The sequence below is a fragment of the Chromobacterium sp. genome (genome assembly GCF_041912965.1).
Taxonomy (GTDB): domain Bacteria; phylum Pseudomonadota; class Gammaproteobacteria; order Burkholderiales; family Chromobacteriaceae; genus Chromobacterium; species Chromobacterium aquaticum.
Window position 1 is genome coordinate 17,796 of sequence record NZ_JAYSGF010000033.1, and the last position, 15,339, is coordinate 33,134.

A 15,339-nucleotide genomic window follows, 5' to 3' on the forward strand; every position below is an offset into this window, starting at 1 on the left:
GGATGGGTATGAATTGTCGCAAAAAAACCGGGCAAGCCCATCAAGGCTTGCCCGGCTTCTTCACTTAAGGTCTCAGACTTCCTGGGCCGGATCGGCGCTGACCTCCGCCGCCGGCGGCGTCGGCTTGTCTTCCAGCGGCTTGGCCGCGAAACCGGCGCCCGGTTTGGGCGGACGCGGCGGCTTGCCGTCCATCAGATCGTTGATCTGATCCGCGTCGATGGTTTCCCATTCCAGCAGCGCGGCGGTCATCGCTTCCACCTTGTCACGGTTCTCTTCCAGCAGGCGGCGCGCCAGCGCGTACTGCTCGTCGATGATGCGGCGGATTTCAGCGTCCACCTGCTGCATGGTGGCTTCGGACAGGTTCTTGTGGGTGGTGATGGAGCGGCCGAGGAAGACTTCGCCCTCGTTCTCGCCGTACACCATCGGGCCCAGCTTGTCGCTCATGCCGTAGCGGGTCACCATGTCGCGCGCCATTTGCGTGGCGCGCTCGAAGTCATTGGAAGCGCCGGTGGTCATCTGGTTCATGAACAGCTCTTCCGCGATGCGGCCACCGAACAGAATGGCGATGCGGTCCAGCAGATAGCCGCGATCATAGGCGAAGCGATCCTGTTCCGGCAGCTGCATGGTCACGCCCAGCGCGCGACCGCGCGGGATGATGGTGACCTTGTGCACCGGATCGGCCTTGGGCAACAGCTTGGCGACGACGGCGTGGCCGGACTCGTGATAAGCGGTGTTACGCTTCTCTTCCTCGGTCATCACCATGCTGCGACGCTCGGCGCCCATCATGATCTTGTCCTTGGCGGACTCCAGGTCCTCCATGTCCACCAGGCGCTTGTTGCGGCGCGCGGCAAACAGCGCTGCCTCATTGATCAGGTTGGCGAGGTCGGCGCCGGAGAAGCCCGGCGTGCCGCGCGCGATCACCTCGGCGTTGACGTCGGCGGCGATAGGCACCTTGCGCATGTGCACGCCCAGGATCTGTTCACGGCCGCGGATATCCGGCAGCGGCACCACCACCTGGCGGTCGAAACGGCCAGGACGCTGCAGCGCCGGGTCCAGCACGTCCGGACGGTTGGTCGCGGCGATCACGATCACGGTGGAATTGGTGTCGAAACCGTCCATTTCCACCAGCAGTTGGTTCAGCGTCTGTTCGCGCTCGTCGTTGCCGCCGCCGAGACCGGCGCCGCGCTGACGACCGACCGCGTCGATCTCGTCGATGAAGATGATGCACGGCGAGTTCTTCTTGGCTTGCTCGAACATGTCGCGCACGCGGGCCGCGCCCACGCCGACGAACATTTCAACGAAGTCGGAGCCGGAGATGCTGAAGAACGGCACCTTGGCCTCGCCGGCGATGGCCTTGGCCAGCAAGGTCTTGCCGGTACCGGGCGAGCCGGCCAGCAGGATGCCGCGCGGAATGCGGCCGCCCAGGCTCTGGTAGCGGGAAGGATCGCGCAGGTAATCGACGATCTCCTTCACCTCTTCCTTGGCCTCGTCGCAGCCGGCGACGTCGGCGAAGGTGACGGTGTTGGCGTCCTGGTCCAGCATCCTGGCCTTGCTCTTGCCGAAGGAGAACGCGCCGCCCTTGCCGCCGCCCTGCATCTGGCGCATGAAGAACACCCAGACGCCGATCAGCAACAACATCGGGAACCAGCTGATGAAAATATTCATCAGCATGGACGGCTCTTCTTCCGGCTTGGCGGAGAAGCGGACGTTGTTCTTGATCAGGTCGTCGACCAGTTGCGGATCGTAGGGCGCGTAGGTGCTGAACGCGGAGCCGTCGGTCAGCTTGCCTTTCAGCCATTGCCCGCGCAGCGGGTGGCCTTCTATGGTCAGGGACTGGACCTTGCCGGACTCGACATCGCTGATGAACTGCGAATATTCAAGCTGATTCTGGGTATCCTGACGCTTGTTGAACTGATTGAATACCGTCATCAGTACCAAACCGATGATGACCCATATCGCGATGTTTTTGCCGATATTGTTCACGAGTAGCGGACTCCTCTGTGCCCTGACTTTTTGGTTGCTTGTCTAGATATTTGCTTTGATTGTACGCCGCGAGCCACTTTATGTCAGCGTCGGCCTTTGCCCAGCAGGTAAATTTCGCTGGAACGGTCGCGCGACGCTTTCGGCTTGCGGGTGACTACCTCGTCGAACAGCTCGCGCATGGACTTGAGATAGGCTTGGAAATCGCTGCCCTGGAACACTTTGACGAGAAAATGGCCGCCAGGTTTCAAATGATCCCGCGCAAATTCCAGCGCCAGCTCGCATAACAGGAAACTCCTGGCCTGGTCCATGGCGCTCATGCCTGACATATTGGGCGCCATATCGGAAATTACAAGGTCCAATTCGCGGCCGCCGAGCAATTGCACGAATTGCGCCAGCACTTCTTCCTCGCGGAAGTCGCCCTGGATGAAGTCGACGCCGGGCACCGGATCCATGTCCAGGATGTCGAGCGCGAACACCTTGCCGCTGTCGCCGACGATGCGCGCCGCCACCTGCGACCAGCTGCCGGGCGTGGAGCCGAGGTCAGCCAGCACCGTGCCGGGACGGATCAGCTTGTCCTTGTCGTTGATTTCCAGCAGCTTGTAAGCGGCGCGCGCGCGGTAGCCGTCTTTCTGCGCCTGATTGACGTAGGGGTCGTTGACGTGTTCCTGCAGCCAGCCATTGCTGCTCTTGCTTCTAGCCATTGCGCTAGCTCCGTTGGTGGGACAACAGGCCAGCCGCGCTATCCTGTTGTTTTTCAGTTATTTTAGGCGCGGACTTTGGGAAAGCGCGCAAATTCGAGTAGAATCCGCTTTTGCTTTGTAAATCCGTATTTCCATGAAAATTGAACTCAAGCCGTTCCAGCGCAAACATTTGCAGGGACTGGCGCACGGCCTCAACCCGGTGGTGATGATAGGCAATAACGGCCTGACCGACGCGGTGATCCGCGAAATCGCCATCAATCTGGACGCACACGAACTGATCAAGGTCCGCGTGCTGGGCGACGACCGCGAAGCGCGCGTCGCCATGTTCGAGCAGATCTGCGAAGACCTGGGCGCCGCCCCGGTTCAGCACATCGGCAAGCTGCTGGTGCTGTGGCGCCCCAGCGATAAGGAGCGCATCGTTCTGCCCAAGAACAAGCAAGCGCTGAAGGGCTGAACGCCGCTCGCGGCGATCGCGCTTCGTAGAAAAGCGGTGGCATGCCACCGCTTTTGTTTTGTCCGCTCCCAAGGGAGCGCTACGGCGAGCCGTAGCTTAATCGTTGCGCCAGACGTAGACCAAGCCCATCAGGCTCTGCACCAGATAGATCAGGCTGGAAATCGCGTGCCAGGTGGCGAAGCCTCCGCCGAACAGGCCTTCGGCCGCATGATTCATCTGCGCCTTGAGATTGGCGATGATGGGGGTGACGGCGAAGTGATTGATCAGCGTGCAGGCCAGCATGCCCATCACCAGCCAGAAGCCGCTTTCCTTGACCCCGGCCGCGCCGTTGCGGCGGATATGGTCGACCAGCAGGATCACCCCGCACACCAACCCCACCCAGGCGATGCTGGCGAACAGCTTGCCGGCCACCATGCCGGCGGTGACCCGGTCCAGCATGGCGAACAGCACCGGCGCCACGATGATGCCTATCACCCACAAGCCGCCAATCCAGAAGGTCTTGGCGATGGAACGCAATCCATCCATGTCTCAGTCCTCTCCCGCGCCGCGCCGAGCGCCAGGCCTGGGCCCGCGCCCCGCCGCCATCAGATGTATTTGACGTCGAGCACTTCGTATTCGCGGATGCCGCCCGGAGCCACCACTTCGGCCACGTCGCCGGCTTCCTTGCCGATCAGCGCGCGCGCGATCGGGGAGTTCACCGATACCTTGCACACCTTGATGTCGGCTTCGTCGTCGCCGACGATCTGGTAGGTGACGTTTTCCTCGCTCTCCAGATCCATCAGTTCGACGGTGGCGCCGAACACCACGCGGCCGTCGGCATCCAGCTCGGCCGGGTTCACGATCAGCGCGTTGGAAATCTTGCCTTCCAGTTCCGCGATACGGCCTTCGACAAAGCCCTGGCGTTCCTTGGCCGCGTCGTATTCGGCGTTCTCGGACAAGTCGCCATGCGAGCGGGCTTCGGCAATCGCCTCGATCACCGACGGACGTTCCACGCTCTTGAGGCGTTGCAGCTCTTCTTTCAGAAGTTCGGCACCGCGCACGGTCAACGGGACTTTGATCATTTCAGAATTCTCTCCAGAGGCGGCACTCCGCCTTCATCAAAAGCACAAGCCGCCGTACTGGACGGCGGCTTGAAGTAGCGGGTTATGGGGGGATTGTAACGGCAAACCGCTCCCGCTTCCAAGCCCCCACGGACTAAGCCGCCGTCAGCCTCAACCCTGAATCTGGCTGTGCAGCTCTTGCACGCTGTAGACGTCGAACTCCTCGGCGTGGGCCATGCCCACGCACACCGCCTTGGCGCCGGCCAGGGTGGTGTATTGTGGAATCCGCGCCTGCAAGGCCGAGCGGCGGATGGAGTGGCTGTCCTGAATCGCCTGGCGCTTCTCGTCCACGGTATTGATCAGCAGGTCGATTTCCGAGTTCTTGATCATGTCGACGATGTGCGGACGGCCTTCATTGACCTTGTTGACCACCTGCACCACGATGCCGGCGGCGGACAAGTGCTTGGCGGTGCCGCGCGTCGCGCAGACGCCGAAGCCCAGGCGCTGCAGTTCGCGCGCCACTTCCACCGCGCCGTTCTTGTCGCTGTCGCGCACCGACAGGAACACCTTGCCGGTCTTGGGCAGGCGGTCGCCGGCGCCCAGCTGCCCCTTGACGTAGGCTTCGGCGAAGGTCTTGCCCACGCCCATCACTTCGCCGGTGGACTTCATTTCCGGGCCCAGGATGGTGTCGACGCCGGGGAATTTGATGAAGGGGAAGACCGCTTCCTTCACCGCGTAGAACGGCGGGATCACTTCCTTGGTGAAGCCTTGCTCGACGAGACCAATGCCGGCCATCGCGCGCGCGGCGATCTTGGCCAGCGGCGCGGAAGTCACTTTGGAAACAAAGGGCACGGTGCGGCTGGCGCGCGGATTCACCTCCAGCACGTAGATGGTGTCGCCCTGGATGGCGAACTGCACGTTCATCAGGCCGACCACGTTCAGCGCGCGGGCCATGGCCACGGTCTGGCGGCGGATTTCGTCCTGCACCGCCGGGAACAGGCTGTAGGGCGGCAGCGAGCAAGCGGAGTCGCCGGAGTGGACGCCAGCCTGCTCCACGTGCTGCATGATGCCGCCGATCACCACGCTGTCGCCGTCGGACACGCAGTCGACGTCGACTTCGATCGCATCATTGAGGAAGCGGTCCAGCAGCACCGGGCTGTCGTTGGACACCTTCACCGCCTCGCGCATATAGCGCTCCAGGTCGGCCGGCTCGTGGACGATTTCCATCGCGCGGCCGCCCAGCACGTAGGACGGGCGCACCACCAGCGGGTAACCGATTTCCTCGGCCAGCTTCATCGCTTCGGCCGGCGCGCGCGCGGTGCGGTTGGGCGGCTGCTTCAGGCCCAGCTCGTTCAGCAGCTTCTGGAAGCGCTCGCGGTCCTCGGCGGCGTCTATCATGTCCGGCGTGGTGCCGATGATGGGCACGCCGTTGGCCTCCAGCGCGCGCGCCAGTTTCAGCGGAGTCTGGCCGCCGTACTGGACGATGACGCCGAACGGTTTTTCGATGCGGCAGATTTCCAGCACGTCTTCCAGCGTCAGCGGCTCGAAATACAGGCGATCGGAGGTGTCGTAGTCGGTGGACACGGTTTCCGGGTTGCAGTTGACCATGATGGTCTCGAAACCGGATTCGCGCAGCGCCAGCGCCGCGTGCACGCAGCAGTAGTCGAACTCGATGCCCTGGCCGATGCGGTTGGGCCCGCCGCCGAGCACCATGATCTTCTTCTTGTCGGTGGGCGCGGCCTCGCACTCGTCCTCGTAGGTCGAGTACATGTAGGCGGTGTTGGTGGCGAACTCGGCGGCGCAGGTGTCCACGCGCTTGTACACCGGGCGCACGTTGAGGGCACGGCGCGCGTCACGCACGGCCTGTTCCGTGGTCTTGAGCAGCTTGGCCAGGCGGCGGTCGGAGAAGCCCTTCTTCTTGAGCGTGCGCAGGGTGCCGGCGTCCAGCGCATCCAGCGCGGCCTCGCCCCTCTCGGCGGCGAGCTTGTCCAGATCCAGCTCGATCTTCACGATCTCCTCGATCTGCACCAGGAACCACTTGTCGATCTTGGTGAGGTCGTACACCTCGTCCACCGACAGGCCCATGGCGAAGGCGTCGCCCACGTACCAGATGCGCTCGGGGCCGGGCTCGCCGAGTTCCTTTTCGAGCAGCTCGCGGTCCTGGGTCTTCTCGTTCATGCCGTCCACGCCCACTTCCAGGCCGCGCAGGGCTTTCTGGAAGGACTCCTGGAAGGTGCGGCCCATGGCCATCACCTCGCCCACCGACTTCATCTGGGTGGTCAGGCGGCTGTCGGCCGTCGGGAATTTCTCGAAGGCGAAACGCGGGATCTTGGTGACCACGTAGTCGATCGAGGGCTCGAAGGACGCGGGCGTGACGCCGCCCGTGATCTCGTTGCGCAGCTCGTCGAGCGTGTAGCCCACGGCCAGCTTGGCCGCGACCTTGGCGATGGGGAAGCCCGTGGCCTTGGAGGCCAGCGCCGAGGAACGCGAGACGCGCGGGTTCATCTCGATGACGATCATGCGGCCGTCCTTCGGGTTCACCGAGAACTGCACGTTGGAGCCGCCCGTGTCCACGCCGATCTCGCGCAGCACCGCCAGGCTGGCGTTGCGCATGATCTGGTATTCCTTGTCGGTCAACGTCTGCGCCGGCGCCACGGTGATGGAGTCGCCGGTGTGCACGCCCATCGGATCGAAGTTCTCGATCGAGCAGATGATGATGCAGTTATCGTTCTTATCGCGCACCACCTCCATCTCGTACTCTTTCCAGCCCAGCACCGATTGTTCGATCAGCAGCTCATGGGTGGGCGAGGCTTCGAAGCCGCGCTCGCAGATGGCCAGGAATTCTTCGCGGTTGTAGGCGATGCCGCCGCCGGAGCCGCCCATGGTGAAGGATGGGCGGATCAGCGTCGGGAAGCCCACCTTGGCCTGCGCTTCCAGCGACGCTTCCATGGTGTGGCAGACGAAGGACAGCGGGCAGGACAGGCCGATCTTGGCCATCGCCTCCTTGAAGCGGCCGCGGTCCTCGGCCTTGTCGATCGCGTCCTCGGTGGCGCCGATCAGCTCCACCTTGTATTTTTCCAGCACCCCGTTCTTGGCCAGGTCCAGCGCGCAGTTGAGCGCGGTCTGCCCGCCCATGGTCGGCAGGATGGCGTCCGGGCGCTCCTTGGCGATGATTTTTTCCACCACCTTCCAGGTGATGGGCTCGATGTAGGTGACATCGGCCATGTCCGGGTCGGTCATGATGGTGGCCGGGTTGGAGTTCACCAGGATGACTTTGTAGCCCTCTTCGCGCAGGGCCTTGCACGCTTGCGCGCCGGAGTAGTCGAATTCGCAGGCCTGGCCGATGACGATGGGGCCGGCTCCGATGATCAGAATGCTTTTGAGGTCGCTACGCTTTGGCATGGTTCTACTCTTTATGATTGCATTTTGTTTGCCGCGAAGCCCGGACGCCTGGGACGCCCGGCGGCTTCTTGGCGAATATTAAATCTTGGTCTTACAGGCTGGCCGCCGCCAGCTTGGCGCCGAAGCCGACGAACAACGCGCCCACCGAGCCGCCCAGCGCCGCGCTCAGCCTGCGGCGGCGGCGGAAGGCCTGGGCCAGCCGGTGGCCGGCGACGATCAGCGCGGTCAGGTACAGCGTGCTGCACACTTCCACGATCAGCCCCAGCGCGACGAAGGTCAGCGCCGGATGCGGGTAGGCGGGATCGACGAACTGGACGAAGAAGGACACGAAAAACAGGATGGCCTTCGGATTCATCAGGCTGATCAGCAAGGCCTTGACGAAGGGGTTCTCCTCTCCCACCAGCACCGACTTGGCCTCGGCGGCTTCGCCGCGGGCGGCGCGGCGCCAGGCCGTCAGCGCGCCGCGCAGCATATTGAAGCCCAGCCAGGCCAGGTAGCCGCCGCCCAGATACTTGACCACGGCGAACAGCGCCGGATTGGCCTTCAGCAGGCCGGCCGCGCCGGTGGCCGCCAGCGTCATCAGGATGAAGTCGCCGATGATGATGCCGCCGGCGCCGGCAAAGCCGGCGCGAGTGCCGCGCTGCGCCGCCACCGACAGCACATACATGGAATTGGGCCCCGGCAGCAGCACGATGACGATGGCGCCCAGCAGATAGGTGGTGAGATCGGTAATCCCCAGCATGTCCCCGCTCCCCGCTTAAACGCGTTCCGCCATCGAGGCGATGAAGCGGTCGAACAGATAGGCGACGTCTTCCGGACCCGGACTGGCTTCCGGATGGCCCTGGAAGGAGAAGGCCGGACGGTCGGTCAGCGCGATGCCCTGCACCGTGCCGTCGAACAGCGAGCGATGAGTGACGCGCACATTGGCCGGCAAGCTGGTTTCATCCACCTGGAAACCGTGGTTCTGGCTGGTGATCATCACCCGGCCGCTGTCCAGATCCTGCACCGGGTGGTTGGCGCCGTGGTGGCCGAACTTCATCTTGGACGTCTTGCCGCCGCTGGCCAGGCCCAGCAGTTGATGACCCAGGCAGATGCCGAACACCGGCAGCTTGGCGTCCAGGATGTCGCGAATGGCGGCGATGGCGTAATCACACGGTTCCGGATCGCCGGGACCGTTGGACAGGAACACGCCGTGCGGATTCAGCGCCAGCACATCGGCGGCCGGAGTCTTGGCCGGCACCACGGTCAGCTGACAGCCGCGCTCGGCCAGCATGCGCAGGATGTTGTGCTTGACGCCGAAGTCATAGGCAACCACGTGGAAACGAGTGGACGCCTGCACCTGATAGCCGGCGCCCAGCTTCCACTCGCGCTCGGTCCAGGCGTAAGGCTTGTCGCAGCTGACCACTTGGGCCAGATCCTGGCCGGCCATGGAGCCGAAACCGCGCGCCAGTTCCAGCGCGCGCGCCTCATCGATGTCCCCGGCCATCACGCAGCCGGCCTGGGCACCCTTCTCGCGCAGGATGCGGGTCAGGCGGCGGGTGTCGATGTCGGCGATGGCGACGACATTGTGTCGCTTCAGATAAGCGGACAAGGAGTCTTCGGCGCGGAAGTTGCTGTGCAGCAGCGGCAGATCGCGAATGATCAGGCCGGATGCAAAAACGGCGCGAGATTCGGTGTCTTCCGAATTCGCGCCGACGTTGCCGATATGGGGATAAGTCAGGGTGACGATCTGTTTGGTATAGGAGGGGTCGGTCAAAATCTCCTGATAGCCGGTGATGGCGGTATTGAAAACCACCTCGCCCACCGTATGTCCGGCGGCCCCGATAGCACTGCCCTTGAACACGGTGCCATCGGCCAAGACAAGGATTGCGGGTACGGTTGACACAAGCTGCTCCTATTGCGTTTGCGGCGGGTAAGGAAAAACCGGCTGCGCCGGTTTTTGTTTGACCCCGTCCGCCGGCCCGGCCGCCTCGCTCGCGCAAGGCCTCCGCCGCGACAGATGGGATCTGTCCCTACCCTAAGTTTTCGAATTGCTTTATGTGAAGAACGGGACTCGATGCCTGGCGCATCAGTCCCGTTTGGTTAAACCTTTCTATAGTACCGCCGTGAAGAAAAAATCACAAGAAAATTCGATAACATGACAAATGAGCGGCGCTCAGACGCCTGGATGGATTTGCCACTGCACGCTGTTCGGCCCGCTCGGCTTGCCCAGCATCAGCATCAGCGGCTTCAAGGCGTCGTATTTTTCCGGCGGGCTGTCGGCGCTGCCGGCCAGCGCGAACGCGGCGCCCGGCTGCCACTGCCCCTGGCCGCTCAGATTCAACGGTCCGTCCAGCGTCGTCACGTTCAAACTCACCCCGGCGCCGGCGCCGTTGACTTCCAATTGATAGGAACCAAACGGCGACAACGGACTCAAGGGCGAGGCCGCGCCCAGCCAACTGACATGCAGATTGCCATTCAATTGACCGCCCTTGCGGCTGAACTGGCCGATCTTGACCTGCAGATCCCCGCCAAGGCGCGCCGCCTGCCAGGTCTTGGACAGATTCGCCAGCGCCGCCACCGGCAAGGTCAGGTTGATGCCGTTCACTTCCACGCCGCCCCAGCCCCACTCCAGCTTGCCGTCCTGGCCGTCGCTCTCCAGCAACCAGATCGCCCGTCCCGACAGCAAGGCCTTGGGCTGGAAATGCCAGCCTATCCGGCTCATCGGCAGCACTTCTCCCTTGTCGCCGACATAGACCAACTGCGTCTTGCCCTGCCACACCGTGCCTTGCGCGCCGCTGAACTGCCAGCGCTCGCCGGTGGCGCGCAGCAAGGGCAGCGACAGCAAGCTAGCCGGCAGCGCGGCGATCAGGCCGGCCAGGAACAAGACGCTCAGTAGCGCGCCCATCAGTATCTTCCGTTTCATGCGCCGCCTCCCGCATGGCCGAACAAGGCCTTGATATGCACCTGCCCCGGCATGGGCTGCGCCTCGGTCTGCACGCTGAGCACACGCACCTGGTGCTGAGCCGCCAACACGCCGGCCAGCTTGACCCAGGCATCGAAGGCCAGCACGCCTTCCAGCGCCACGCCGGATTCGCCCTCCGGACTCAGCCGCCAGCCGGCCTCGTTCAATCCCTGGCTTTGCGCCACCTGTCGGATCACCGGCATCAATTCCTTGGCCGGCAAGGCCGCCTGCGCCGGCTGCCGCTTCAGTTGCTCGGCTTCGCGCGCCAGGGACCCCACATAGCTCAGTTCGGCTTGCAAGCGCCCGACAGCGGCGCGGTTGCGCTCCACCGATTTGGCCGCAGGCTCCCACACCGCGGCGTAGAGCAGGCCGACGCCGAGCACCAGCGCCATTGCCGCCAGCAGCCCTTGTTCGCGGCGGCTGCGCTGCCGCCAGTAGACGGCGAATTGTTCACGGTATTGCTTCATTTCAAGGTTCTCGCGACAGGCTGAGTTCTTTGGTGCCCTGCTGGGTGGTGGCCACGTCCAGGCGGATCTGCTGGGCGGCCAATTGGCTGCGCCAGCGCTGCAGCGTGTCCGCCGGCACTTCCGCCACCTGCAGCTTGAGCCGGCCGCTGTCATAGCTGAGCGAACGGGTTTGCAGTTCGCGGCCGCTGAGCGCGGCCAGCGCGCCCATCAGTTCCAAGGCGTCGTCGCGCGCCGGCAGGCCGTGGCTCAGCCGCAATTTGTCCACCGCGCGCGTCATCGCCAACGCGCTGCTGCCCGGCATCGCCTGACCGCCGATCCAGGGCTTGGCGGCGGCGCGGATGTCCGCCGACAGGCTTTGTTTCTGCCAGGCGTACCAGCCGGCCTGGCCCAGGGTCAGCGCCAGCTGCGCCGCCAGCAGGCCACCCAGCACCAAGCCGGTGCGCCGCAGCGCCGGTCCCCAGTCGCGCCAGCGGCGATTGGCCGCCAAATCGCCGTTGGCGAAGTCAAACGCTTGCTGTGCCTGGCCGCTGCGCCAATCATGGGCGGCCAATTGCCTGGGTTCGCCCTGCCATGCCGGCAGGCGCGCGCCGACCAGGGCGGCGTCGGCGCCGCACACGCTCAGGCTGGCTGGCGGCCACTCCGCCGCCAGCCGAGCGAACAGCAGTTGCTCGGCCAACTCGCCGCAATACGGCAGGCGGATGGCGCGCGCCGCGCTCAGCCGCAACAGCCAGCCGTCGGCGCCGCGCGCCACGCTCCAGCCATCGCGCGCCGGCAGCGGCAGCAGACTTTCCTCCGGCAGGATGCGATCGCACAAGCGCCCGGCGCTCTTGAGCATGGCCACCGCGCGCCGCACCGGGAAGGCCTCGGTCACCGCCACCGCGCGGCGGCCGTCCGGCAAGGCCGCGCCGACGGCGTAGAGATTGGCTGCCGGATCGTTGATCAGCCCTTCTTCCAGCGCGAAGCCCAGCACCGCCGCCGTCGGCTGCTTGACCGCGTCCGGCAGCCGCGCCTGGGTGAACAGGGTGCGACCGGCCGGCAGGATCAGCTCGCAGCGGTCGGCGCGCGGCCATCCGGCCGGCGCGCCGTCGCCCTGGGCGCTGACTTCGCCACGCGCGCCCAGCAAGGCCCAGGGCAGGCCCGGTTCGCTATCGGGCCAGCCAGCCCGCAAATACAATCTAAGCGTTGTCATTCTGGTTTCCGTTTCCCTTGGCCGGCTGCGGCCGCCCGGCGCCGTCTTGCCGCCACAGCGCCTTCACCACGTTCATATTGCTGTAGATCAGCGCCCGCATGTCCAGGCGCGCGCGTTCCAGCCGCGCCGAGCTGTCCAGCATGAAATAATTCGAGGCCGCCGCGATATCGGTGTCGGCGATGATGCCGGGCGCCGGCAGCCGCGCCTTGAAATCATTGGTGTCCTTGTAATAATTGACCTTGCGCTGGTTGAGCAGCACCAGCAGATTGCCGTCGCCGACCCCCGGCAACAGCGTTTTCATCACCGCCGGCGTGGCGGTGTTGATATTGATCTGACTGACTTCCGCCGGCAGCGCCGCAACATGCGGCAGCAGCTTGTCCAACACCTCCGGGGTATAGCCCGGCACCCAGCGCAGCATTTCCACTCGCAGCAGCGGATGGCCCGGCGCCGCCGCGCCCGGCTCCGGCAGCCGGCTTTCGCCTGCGGGCTGGCTGGCCTCGTCCTGGTCCTTGCCGCCGCGCAACTGCTTGACCAGCGGATCGGACAAACGGGTGGGCAGGCCCAGCGTGGTCAGCAGCCGCTTGTAGAACACCAGCTGCCGCGCATTGGGCTGGCCGTTCTGCACCAGCGAATTCAGATTGAAGCGCCCTTGCAGATCGCTCAACTGCCCGGCCACGGTCACGCCCTGGGCCTCGGTCTGCGGCAGCGGCTGCGCCCACAGCTGGGACAAGGCCACCACGCCGTTGCCGGCCGCGCCGTTGTTGAAGCGCAGGATTTCCATCGCCCAGCCCAAACCGGCGTCGGCCACCAGCCTCAGCTGGGCGCGATTGCGGTCGTTGTCGAGCTGATGCCACCACAGGCCTTGCTGCCACAACACCAGCGAGGCGGCGGTGGTGGCCAGCGCCACGATCAGCAAGGCCATGATCACGGCCATGCCTTGTTGCTTCCCGCGCGGCCCCGACTTCATGGCAATGCCCATATCCGTTTCGCCCATTCATTGCCCGGCATGCGGATGCGCATTTCCAGCGCGCGCGGGCTGCGCGAGGGGCTGGCCTCGCGCGGCGGCCAGTTGTCCAGCCAATTGCCGTCGTCCAGCAGCACGCGCCAGCGCACCGCGGCATCCTTGCCCAGCAGCGTGTACGCGGTCGGCGCCGCGCCCTGGGCGTCGCCGGCGGCCCAACTGAGCCCTTGCGCGCCGGCGCGGTAGCTGATGCGCTCCTCGCCGCCGGGATAGCGAGCGGAAAAATTCTGCAAGGTCAGCGTCTGGCCGTCGCCATCGCTTTGCAACAGCAATTGACTGGCGCCGAGGCTGGGCCCCTGCCCTTGCGTCGGCGCCGGCACCTGGCCGCTCAGATCGCCTTCCAGCCGCCGGAACGCGCGCGCCGCGTCCACCCATTGCTGGCTGGTCTGCATCAGGCGTTCGCGCGAAATCAGCAAGGAGCCGAAGGCCTTGTAGCCGAGCACCGACAGGATGGCGAGCAAGCTCATCGCCACCAGGATCTCGATCAAGGTCATCCCGTCCTGCCGGCCGCGCATCACGAGCCGCCTCCAGCGTTCATGCGCAGATAACCGGTCATCTCGGCCAGCACGTAACGGCTGTCGCTCTGGGCCAGCACCCGTACCACCACTTTGCGGAAATTGGGGTTCGGAGTCTGGCTGATCACGCGCTGCCAACGCCAGCGCGCGCCGTCGTCTTCCAGCTCTCCCGCCTGCTCGCCCACTTCCGGCCATTCCCGGCGCGCCTGCATCAGCGCGATCATGTTCTGCGCTTCCCAGGCCGCCTGCATCCGGCGCTTCATGCCTTCGCCATTGTCGGCGGCCAAGCCGGTGGCGCGCAGCAGCGCGCCCAAGGCCACGGCGATGATGGCCAGCGCCACCAGTACCTCAAACAGCGTAAACCCGCGCGCGCGTCTCATTGGCCTTCGTCCACCTGGCTGCGCCCCAGCGGCGACAGCGTCACCGCCAGCCGGCGGGTGTCGGTCTTGATTTCCAGCGCCAGCGCGTTGGCGCGGCCGTCCTGCCACAGCGGCAGCGGCCGGCCCGCCGGCCAAGGCTGGCCGTCCAGCAGCAGGGCGCCGCCATGGATGCCTTCCGGCCACAAGCGGTCGGCCAGCAGTTCGTCGTTGGCACCGCCCCAGTCGCCGTTGTCGCCGCGACGACGAAAGCCGTAGCCCTTGGCATCGGCCACCAGCGCCAGCGGATCGCCCATTTCGGCGGCGTCCGCCGCCTGCTCCAGCACCCGCGCCAAGCGATAGGCCTCGTCCGAGGCCTGGCGATGGGTGTCCGGCCGCATGCTCAGCGTCACCGTGGTGGCCAGCACCCCGATGATCAGCATCACCACCATCACTTCTATCAGGGTGAAGCCGCGCGCCGGCACGGAGGAAGTCATGGGCGAGCCAGCCTTACTTGGCTACGTCCCAGTTGCCGATATCGGCGTCCACGCCCTCGCCGCCCGGCTCGCCGTCGGCGCCGAAGCTCCAGATGTCGATCTCGCCGTGGGTGCCCGGATTCGCGTACTGGTAGGGATTGCCCCACGGATCCTTGGGCAGGCGCTCCAGATAACCGCCCGGTTTCCAGTTTTTCGGTTCCGGCGCCGAGCTCGGTTTCTGCACCAGCGCCTGCAGGCCCTGGTCGCTGCTGGGATAGCGGCCGTTGTCCAGGCGGTACAGCTTCAGGGCCTGGCTCAAGGCGCCCAAGTCCTGCTTGGCGGCGACGGCGCGCGCCTCGTCCGGGCGGCTCATCACCTTGGGCACCACCAGTGCCGCCAGCACGCCGAGGATCACGATCACAACCATGATTTCGATCAGGGTGAAGCCGCGTTGGGCCGCTTGGGAAAGGTGTCGCATATCTGCTCCTACTGCCATATGTTCAGGGTTAAAACAGCGAGGGGCCGTCGCCGGACAGCGCCCACACGCCGGACGGGCCGGCATTGGCCGGCTTCAATTGGCCGAGCTTTCTCAGCTCCGCCGCCGCCCAGCTCATATCGTACTGCCAGGTGTAAAACAATTCGGTGCCTTCCAGCTCGCGCTGATGCGCGTGCCAGATATGCTTGGCCACCGTCAGCCGCTCCGCCTTGCCGCCGTGCGCGGCCAACGCTTCCAACACCCATTGCTGCAAAACCGCCTTGTGAGACATTGCCGTGCTTCTTTCCGCAAAAAA

The 15,339-nt window shown here is 65.0% G+C and carries 17 protein-coding genes; 1 reads left to right on the plus strand and 16 read right to left on the minus strand.

The features are described from left to right. Nucleotides 1-72 precede the first annotated feature (72 nt). Nucleotides 73-1,983 (minus strand): ATP-dependent zinc metalloprotease FtsH, encoded by a 1,911-nt coding sequence (gene ftsH, locus ACE3QM_RS16710; RefSeq protein ID WP_374423448.1) that lies wholly within the window; start codon nucleotides 1,981-1,983, stop codon nucleotides 73-75. An 83-nt stretch (nucleotides 1,984-2,066) separates the two neighbouring features. After that, entirely contained in the window at nucleotides 2,067-2,684 is a 618-nt protein-coding gene (gene rlmE, locus ACE3QM_RS16715; protein WP_048409571.1) for a 23S rRNA (uridine(2552)-2'-O)-methyltransferase RlmE, read from the minus strand. A gap of 139 nt (nucleotides 2,685-2,823) precedes the next feature. On the opposite strand from rlmE, the gene yhbY reads away from it, so the two are divergent. Continuing rightward, nucleotides 2,824-3,138: a ribosome assembly RNA-binding protein YhbY gene (gene yhbY / locus ACE3QM_RS16720; RefSeq protein ID WP_369799205.1), complete on the plus strand. Its 315-nt coding sequence runs from the start codon at nucleotides 2,824-2,826 to the stop codon at nucleotides 3,136-3,138. Nucleotides 3,139-3,234: 96 nt separating this feature from the next. On the opposite strand, the gene ACE3QM_RS16725 is transcribed toward yhbY, so the two are convergent. From ACE3QM_RS16725 to ACE3QM_RS16790, 14 genes are all read right to left on the minus strand, one after another. Beyond that, the gene (locus ACE3QM_RS16725) at nucleotides 3,235-3,663 is read right to left on the minus strand and encodes a DUF4149 domain-containing protein (protein ID WP_048409569.1); all 429 of its coding nucleotides are present in this window, start codon (nucleotides 3,661-3,663) and stop codon (nucleotides 3,235-3,237) included. A gap of 59 nt (nucleotides 3,664-3,722) precedes the next feature. Next, nucleotides 3,723-4,199, minus strand: a complete 477-nt coding sequence (gene greA / locus ACE3QM_RS16730; RefSeq protein WP_048409568.1) for a transcription elongation factor GreA — start codon at nucleotides 4,197-4,199, stop codon at nucleotides 3,723-3,725. 150 nt (nucleotides 4,200-4,349) lie between these two features. After that, nucleotides 4,350-7,580 carry a carbamoyl-phosphate synthase large subunit gene (carB, locus tag ACE3QM_RS16735; RefSeq protein ID WP_374423452.1) on the minus strand — a complete coding sequence of 1,077 codons (3,231 nt, stop codon included), beginning with the start codon at nucleotides 7,578-7,580 and terminating at the stop codon, nucleotides 4,350-4,352. Nucleotides 7,581-7,671: 91 nt separating this feature from the next. Beyond that, nucleotides 7,672-8,322, minus strand: coding sequence for a leucine efflux protein LeuE (gene leuE / locus ACE3QM_RS16740; protein ID WP_048409566.1), 651 nt, complete (start codon nucleotides 8,320-8,322; stop codon nucleotides 7,672-7,674). Between the two features lie 15 nt (nucleotides 8,323-8,337). Beyond that, nucleotides 8,338-9,465: a glutamine-hydrolyzing carbamoyl-phosphate synthase small subunit gene (gene carA / locus ACE3QM_RS16745; protein ID WP_231463206.1), complete on the minus strand. Its 1,128-nt coding sequence runs from the start codon at nucleotides 9,463-9,465 to the stop codon at nucleotides 8,338-8,340. A gap of 270 nt (nucleotides 9,466-9,735) precedes the next feature. Then, complete coding sequence (locus ACE3QM_RS16750; protein WP_374423455.1) at nucleotides 9,736-10,485, minus strand: type II secretion system protein N; 750 nt, start codon at nucleotides 10,483-10,485, stop codon at nucleotides 9,736-9,738. Further along, the gene (gene gspM, locus ACE3QM_RS16755) at nucleotides 10,482-10,991 is read right to left on the minus strand and encodes a type II secretion system protein GspM (protein ID WP_053074347.1); all 510 of its coding nucleotides are present in this window, start codon (nucleotides 10,989-10,991) and stop codon (nucleotides 10,482-10,484) included. Before gspM ends, ACE3QM_RS16750 begins: the two co-directional genes overlap by 4 nt. Nucleotide 10,992: 1 nt before the next feature. Further along, nucleotides 10,993-12,180, minus strand: coding sequence for a type II secretion system protein GspL (gene gspL, locus ACE3QM_RS16760; protein WP_374423458.1), 1,188 nt, complete (start codon nucleotides 12,178-12,180; stop codon nucleotides 10,993-10,995). Further along, complete coding sequence (gspK, locus tag ACE3QM_RS16765; protein ID WP_374423460.1) at nucleotides 12,167-13,114, minus strand: type II secretion system minor pseudopilin GspK; 948 nt, start codon at nucleotides 13,112-13,114, stop codon at nucleotides 12,167-12,169. Before gspK ends, gspL begins: the two co-directional genes overlap by 14 nt. Nucleotides 13,115-13,143: 29 nt before the next feature. Then, nucleotides 13,144-13,716 (minus strand): type II secretion system protein GspJ, encoded by a 573-nt coding sequence (locus tag ACE3QM_RS16770; RefSeq protein ID WP_231462434.1) that lies wholly within the window; start codon nucleotides 13,714-13,716, stop codon nucleotides 13,144-13,146. Continuing rightward, the gene (gene gspI / locus ACE3QM_RS16775; protein ID WP_048409560.1) at nucleotides 13,716-14,096 is read right to left on the minus strand and encodes a type II secretion system minor pseudopilin GspI; all 381 of its coding nucleotides are present in this window, start codon (nucleotides 14,094-14,096) and stop codon (nucleotides 13,716-13,718) included. Before gspI ends, ACE3QM_RS16770 begins: the two co-directional genes overlap by 1 nt. Continuing rightward, complete coding sequence (locus tag ACE3QM_RS16780; protein ID WP_374423463.1) at nucleotides 14,093-14,569, minus strand: type II secretion system protein; 477 nt, start codon at nucleotides 14,567-14,569, stop codon at nucleotides 14,093-14,095. Before ACE3QM_RS16780 ends, gspI begins: the two co-directional genes overlap by 4 nt. A 13-nt stretch (nucleotides 14,570-14,582) precedes the next feature. Further along, entirely contained in the window at nucleotides 14,583-15,026 is a 444-nt protein-coding gene (gspG, locus tag ACE3QM_RS16785) for a type II secretion system major pseudopilin GspG (protein ID WP_374423465.1), read from the minus strand. Between the two features lie 28 nt (nucleotides 15,027-15,054). Continuing rightward, complete coding sequence (locus ACE3QM_RS16790) at nucleotides 15,055-15,315, minus strand: hypothetical protein (protein WP_048409557.1); 261 nt, start codon at nucleotides 15,313-15,315, stop codon at nucleotides 15,055-15,057. Nucleotides 15,316-15,339 lie beyond the last annotated feature (24 nt).

What these genes read in the sequence shown, in the direction of transcription:
- rlmE (WP_048409571.1), bottom strand. Translation starts at nt 2,684, where the DNA reads ATGGCTAGAAGCAAGAGCAGCAATGGCTGGCTGCAGGAACACGTCAAC.
- ACE3QM_RS16725 (WP_048409569.1), bottom strand. Translation starts at nt 3,663, where the DNA reads ATGGATGGATTGCGTTCCATCGCCAAGACCTTCTGGATTGGCGGCTTG.
- greA (WP_048409568.1), bottom strand. Translation starts at nt 4,199, where the DNA reads ATGATCAAAGTCCCGTTGACCGTGCGCGGTGCCGAACTTCTGAAAGAA.
- carB (WP_374423452.1), bottom strand. Translation starts at nt 7,580, where the DNA reads ATGCCAAAGCGTAGCGACCTCAAAAGCATTCTGATCATCGGAGCCGGC.
- leuE (WP_048409566.1), bottom strand. Translation starts at nt 8,322, where the DNA reads ATGCTGGGGATTACCGATCTCACCACCTATCTGCTGGGCGCCATCGTC.
- ACE3QM_RS16750 (WP_374423455.1), bottom strand. Translation starts at nt 10,485, where the DNA reads ATGAAACGGAAGATACTGATGGGCGCGCTACTGAGCGTCTTGTTCCTG.
- gspM (WP_053074347.1), bottom strand. Translation starts at nt 10,991, where the DNA reads ATGAAGCAATACCGTGAACAATTCGCCGTCTACTGGCGGCAGCGCAGC.
- gspL (WP_374423458.1), bottom strand. Translation starts at nt 12,180, where the DNA reads ATGACAACGCTTAGATTGTATTTGCGGGCTGGCTGGCCCGATAGCGAA.
- gspK (WP_374423460.1), bottom strand. Translation starts at nt 13,114, where the DNA reads ATGGCCGTGATCATGGCCTTGCTGATCGTGGCGCTGGCCACCACCGCC.
- ACE3QM_RS16770 (WP_231462434.1), bottom strand. Translation starts at nt 13,716, where the DNA reads ATGCGCGGCCGGCAGGACGGGATGACCTTGATCGAGATCCTGGTGGCG.
- gspI (WP_048409560.1), bottom strand. Translation starts at nt 14,096, where the DNA reads ATGAGACGCGCGCGCGGGTTTACGCTGTTTGAGGTACTGGTGGCGCTG.
- ACE3QM_RS16780 (WP_374423463.1), bottom strand. Translation starts at nt 14,569, where the DNA reads ATGACTTCCTCCGTGCCGGCGCGCGGCTTCACCCTGATAGAAGTGATG.
- gspG (WP_374423465.1), bottom strand. Translation starts at nt 15,026, where the DNA reads ATGCGACACCTTTCCCAAGCGGCCCAACGCGGCTTCACCCTGATCGAA.
- ACE3QM_RS16790 (WP_048409557.1), bottom strand. Translation starts at nt 15,315, where the DNA reads ATGTCTCACAAGGCGGTTTTGCAGCAATGGGTGTTGGAAGCGTTGGCC.